Annotated in this window: 5 protein-coding genes; 1 reads left to right on the top strand and 4 read right to left on the bottom strand. The window is 59.4% G+C overall.

Going from position 1 to position 4933, the window contains the following annotated elements; translation table 11 throughout:
* The 4 genes from EOA60_RS18835 to EOA60_RS18820 form a co-directional block, all read right to left on the bottom strand.
* The coding region (locus EOA60_RS18835; RefSeq protein WP_128311724.1) for a cbb3-type cytochrome c oxidase subunit I at nucleotides 1–1689 on the bottom strand (1689 nt) is incomplete at its 3' end.
* 16 nt (nucleotides 1690–1705) lie between these two features.
* Nucleotides 1706–2590: a cytochrome c oxidase subunit II gene (locus EOA60_RS18830; protein ID WP_095801846.1), complete on the bottom strand. Its 885-nt coding sequence runs from the start codon at nucleotides 2588–2590 to the stop codon at nucleotides 1706–1708.
* Nucleotides 2591–2831: 241 nt separating this feature from the next.
* A complete protein-coding gene (locus EOA60_RS18825) occupies nucleotides 2832–3077 on the bottom strand; it encodes a hypothetical protein (RefSeq protein ID WP_067000066.1) in 246 nt (81 codons plus the stop codon).
* Nucleotides 3078–3170: 93 nt separating this feature from the next.
* The gene (locus EOA60_RS18820; protein WP_127214219.1) at nucleotides 3171–3473 is read right to left on the bottom strand and encodes a hypothetical protein; all 303 of its coding nucleotides are present in this window, start codon (nucleotides 3471–3473) and stop codon (nucleotides 3171–3173) included.
* A gap of 204 nt (nucleotides 3474–3677) precedes the next feature.
* Between EOA60_RS18820 and EOA60_RS18815 the strand changes: the two genes are divergently transcribed.
* Nucleotides 3678–4835 (top strand): AraC family transcriptional regulator, encoded by a 1158-nt coding sequence (locus tag EOA60_RS18815; RefSeq protein WP_245502582.1) that lies wholly within the window; start codon nucleotides 3678–3680, stop codon nucleotides 4833–4835.
* The last annotated feature ends 98 nt before the right edge of the window (nucleotides 4836–4933 follow it).

Below are 4933 nucleotides of genomic sequence, written 5' to 3'. Positions count from 1 at the left end.
GTCATAGGCCCAACGATAGACGATCGGCAGTTCCTTGCCGAAATTGCCGTGCGCCGGCGGCGTCTGCGGCGTCTGCCACTCGAGCGTCGTTGCCCGCCACGGATTGCCGCCGGCCTCACGGCCGTGACGGATGCTCCAGATCAGGTTGAACAGGAACACCATCTGGGCGAAGCCGACCAAGAAGGCCATGATGCTGATGAACGAATTCAGATGATGGGCCGACTCCGTCATGATCGTCATGTCGGTCAGTTCGGCGTAGCGGCGCGGTACACCAATCAGGCCGATATAGTGCATGGGGAAGAAGATCAGGTAGGCGCCGAGGAAGGTGACCCAGAAGTGAAACTGGCCGAGCGCCTCGTCCAGCATCCGTCCGGTGACCTTCGGATACCAGTGATAGATCGCGCCGAAGATCACCAGGATCGGGGCGACACCCATCACCATGTGGAAATGGGCAACGACGAACATCGTGTCCGACAGGGGAACGTCGACGACGACATTGCCGAGGAACAGCCCCGTCAAACCGCCATTGACGAAGGTGACGATGAAGGCGAGCGCGAAAAGCATTGGTATCGAGAGATGGATGTCGCCGCGCCACAGGGTCAGCACCCAGTTATAGACCTTGATGGCGGTCGGAACGGCTATGATCAACGTCGTCGTGGCGAAGAAGAAGCCGAAATAGGGGTGCATGCCGCTGACATACATGTGGTGCGCCCAGACCACGAAGCTCAGCGCGCCGATGGCGATGATCGCCCAGACCATCATTCGGTAGCCGAAGATGTTCTTGCGCGCGTGCGTGCTGATGAGGTCGGACACGATGCCGAAGGCCGGCAGGGCCACGATGTAGACTTCCGGATGGCCGAAGAACCAGAACAGATGCTGAAACAGGATCGGGCTGCCGCCACTGTGCTGCAACTGTTGGCCCATCTCGACGATCGCCGGCATGAAGAAGGAGGTGCCGAGCGCGCGGTCGAGCAGCATCATCACACAAGCAACGAACAGCGCCGGGAAGGCGAGCAGAGCCATGACGGTGGCGGTGAAGATGCCCCATACGGTGAGCGGCAGGCGCATCAAGGTCATACCCCGCGTGCGGCCCTGCAGCACCGTCACAACATAGTTCAAGCCACCCATGGTGAAGCCGATGATGAACAGGATGAGCGAAGAGAGCATCAGGATGATGCCCCAGTCCTGGCCACCCGGCGTGCCGGTCATGATCGCCTGCGGTGGGTAGAGCGTCCAGCCGGCGCCGGTCGGTCCGCCGGGCGCAAAGAAGCTTGCGACGAGAACGAGCACCGCCAACAGGTAGACCCAGTAGCTCAGCATGTTGACATAGGGGAAGACCATGTCGCGGGCGCCGACCATCAGCGGGATGAGATAGTTGCCGAAGCCGCCGAGGAAGAGTGCGGTGAGCAGGTAGATCACCATGATCATGCCGTGCATGGTGATGAACTGGTAGTAGGCCTCCGGAGTAATGAAATCGAACGTGCCGGGGAAGCCGAGCTGCAGGCGCATCAGCCAGGACAGGAACAGCGCTACAAAGCCGATCGCCGTTGCCGTTGCCGAATACTGGATCGCTATGACCTTGGCGTCCTGCGAGAAGACGTATTTCGTCCACCAACTGTGCGGATGGTACAGTTCCATTTCCCCGACTTCGGCGGGGGGAACGGCATCTGCGGGTGTGACGTCGACCATGGGAGCACCTCCCTGTTCAGCGGGCCTCGACAGTTTCGACTTTTGCCTCGACGTCCAAAGCGGACGCCATTGTCTTTCCTGGCAGCGGGTTCGCCGAGCCCGTTTGCTGAGGCGCCGACAGTTGCGCAAAAGTCTGCTGCTGCCCGAGCCAGGTCAGGTAATCCTGCTCGGTGTCGACCATCACCATGCCATGCATCAGCGGATGTCCCTGGCCGCAGAGCTCGGCGCACAGGACCTGGAAGGTTCCGGTCCTTGTTGGAGTGAACCAGAAATAGGTGACCGATCCCGGGATCATGTCCATCTTGGCGCGGAATTCCGGGATGTAGAAATCATGCAGCACGTCGATCGAACGCAGCAGCATCTTGACCGGTTTGCCGACCGGCAAGTGCAGGTCCGCCGCCTCGACCACGACGTCGTCCTGGCCGTTGGGATCCTTTGGGGCGATGCCTAGCGGGTTCTCAGCGGCTACTTCACGGGTGTCCGAAGTGCCGAGCTTGCCGTCCTTGCCTGGCAGGCGATAGCTCCACTGCCATTGCTGAGCAACGACCTCGATTTCGGTCGCATCGCTCGGCACGTTGACGAAGCGGCTCCAGACGAACAGGCCGGGAACGAGCAAGGCGGTGACGCCGATCGCAGTGACGATCGTCAGCCACCATTCGAGACGCTTGTTCTCCGGTTCGTATACCGCGCGATTGCCTTCGCGATGGCGAAAGCGGAACACGCAATACGCCATGAAGAGCACAACGGCGGCAAAAACGACGCCGGTGATCCAGAAGCTGATGATGATGGTGTGGTCGATATAGTCCCAGTTCGAGGCAATCGGCGTCCACCACCATGGGCTCAGGAAGTGGAACAACACCGAGCCCACGACGATCAAAACGAGTACAAGCGCGATGGCCATGTCCCGTCCTCCGGTATTTCATGGGAGCGCGAAGCATCCAACGCCAATACCAAGCCGCATCATGCTCGATTTCCGGTTGAAATTCCAGAGCCGACTAGCTGATGTGCAAAACGTTGCTGCGCGCCCGGACCTTTTGGGGCGGGGGGCCTTGGCGCAGCGGGCCCTTCGTCGAAGCATTGCCCTTACGGACAATGTGCAGAGGGATGAATGGCCGGCTAGATGCCGCTGGCGGGTAGATCAACTAGTTCATTTTAGGCGTGCGGACGGCTGCCCTGGCCTTTTGCCGGCGAGATTTGACCGCCTCCAGCAGTTCGCGTTCGCTGGTGTGAGCATTTCGAAAGATGGCCACAACCAATACCGCTAGAATTTCGGCGTCCGGGTCCAAAGGATCGAGCTGTTCATCTGCGCAGACTTGATTGAACACGCGTTCGCAAACGGCCAGATCGAGAGGGCTAAGGCAGGTGCGATTGAAACGCCGACGCAGCATTTGAGCGAACCTTTCAGCGCCCGCCGCCCGTGCTTTGCGGCGGGGCCTTGTCACCGAGGCTTGAAAAGATGTTGTCCCCAGCTTCTAGTAACGTTACTCCATGCTCGGCGATTGTGTTGTCAATAATCCCAAAATCTGTGCGCAGTCCCGAGATCTATATTGGCCGACCCGCATGAGCTGGTAATAGTCTTGCCGTTTGTTGTCGGGTATACGGAAGCCGCGTCGAAAGTCAGCCGCCTCTTTCGGGGCGCGAGTGCAGCCAAGTTTGCTGGCGCTGACTTTCAAACTCGCCAGTGAGCATCCGAGCTTTGCCGCAATGTCTTTCAATGGCTCGTTGTTGACATATCCATCAAGAATTATCTTGCGGCGAGCTTCTCCTTTGACTTTTTCATTCATTACCTGGTCTCCTCAACGTCGCTTTCACGATGTCGGAATCTATAGGCGCCGGTCTGAAGTGTGTCGTTAGCCTTGTATCCAGAAACTTATCTCGGGATGCATTTCTTATTGTAACCCAGCGTGATCGACGATGCGGTCCACAGGCTTGCCAGATCCCGGGATACACCACATGATTGCGGGGGCATGGGCATACCGGAATCGGATATGGCACCACGCGCGATGGACGCTAAGGAGCAAGACGAGGCGCATACCGGGCCTGTACCGGAGCGCGAGCGACGGCGTTGGCCTCGCGACGTTCAACCCGACAATGAGGCGGCTCGGCCAATCGCGCCGGCACTGGAACCGCTGTCCTTTTCAACGCTCGAACTGGCAGCAGAGGATCAATTCCCCGCTTGGCAAGCGCATGTGGCACCGCTTGTCGAGGTCAGGCTGCCGGATGACAAATCGCTGGACGACGGCTTCCCCGCAGCGCACAAGGCTTGGAATCTCGGCGGCATGCTGATCGTCGAACAGCGGACGCCGGCGCACAGTTATATCCGTTCCGCCGCAAAGCTTCGGTCCAGCTCGATCGATCATTGGTATGTCGTCTTGCCACATACCGGCCGGTCGTGGACGGAGGTCAATCGCCGTGTCGCGGAGGGCCAGCCGGGCAAACTTGAGATCAGGTCGCTAGGCTACCCGTTTCGCGGGAGGATGACCGAATCCGAAAGTCTCGTTCTATATTTGCCGCGTGATTTGTTCGCCGACGCGGCGGCAACCCTCGACGCAAACAACAACTCAATTCTTTCCGGCAATTTTGCAAACCTTTTGATCGACTATGTCGACGGCATCGTATCAAGGCTGCGCAGTCTCACCGCTGACGACCTGCCTCGCATCGTACACGCAACCCGCAGCATGATCATTGCGTGCCTCGCGCCGCCGGCCGAACATGCGGCTGCGGCCGAACAACTGGCGAGTGTCGCGCTGATGGAGCGGGCCCGTCGATACGTCCAAAACAACCTGGAAGCGGCTCATCTGACGCCGGATTCAATGTGCCGGGCGCTCGGTGTTTCGCGATCTCGTCTCTACCAGCTGTTCGAACCGAGCGGTGGGGTGCTCCACTACATTCAAAGTCGCCGACTTTTAGCGGCCCATGTTGCGCTCAGCGATCCGGCGGACAGCCGGCGCATCGTTCAAATTGCGGAGGCCTTCGGGTTCAGTTCAGCGGCAAATTTCAGCCGAGCGTTCAGCAAGGAGTTCGGTTACAGCCCCCGCGAAGGGCGCAGGACGACGGTGTTGCCGCGCCCCGCCCACTCTGTTTCGCTTGGCGAGCACGAGAAGACCTCCTCGTTTGAAGGATGGCTCAAGGCGCTTGGAAGCTGATCTTAGCATCCGCGGCGGACGTTTCATCGGTATGCCCGGAGTGATACTGGATCCGGCGACAACCCTGGCGAGAGATGCCGTGCCGATCGAGATATGTA

The sequence above is a fragment of the Mesorhizobium sp. M1A.F.Ca.IN.020.06.1.1 genome (genome assembly GCF_004023265.1).
Taxonomy (GTDB): Bacteria; Pseudomonadota; Alphaproteobacteria; order Rhizobiales; family Rhizobiaceae; genus Mesorhizobium.
Note: the sequence above shows the minus strand (reverse complement) of the source record. Positions and strands in the feature narration are given on the sequence as shown.

Bases quoted from the DNA above. Each gene is read 5' to 3' on its own strand.
- EOA60_RS18820 (WP_127214219.1), bottom strand. From the start codon at position 3,473: ATGAATGAAAAAGTCAAAGGAGAAGCTCGCCGCAAGATAATTCTTGAT.
- EOA60_RS18825 (WP_067000066.1), bottom strand. From the start codon at position 3,077: ATGCTGCGTCGGCGTTTCAATCGCACCTGCCTTAGCCCTCTCGATCTG.
- EOA60_RS18815 (WP_245502582.1), top strand. From the start codon at position 3,678: ATGGCACCACGCGCGATGGACGCTAAGGAGCAAGACGAGGCGCATACC.
- EOA60_RS18830 (WP_095801846.1), bottom strand. From the start codon at position 2,590: ATGGCCATCGCGCTTGTACTCGTTTTGATCGTCGTGGGCTCGGTGTTG.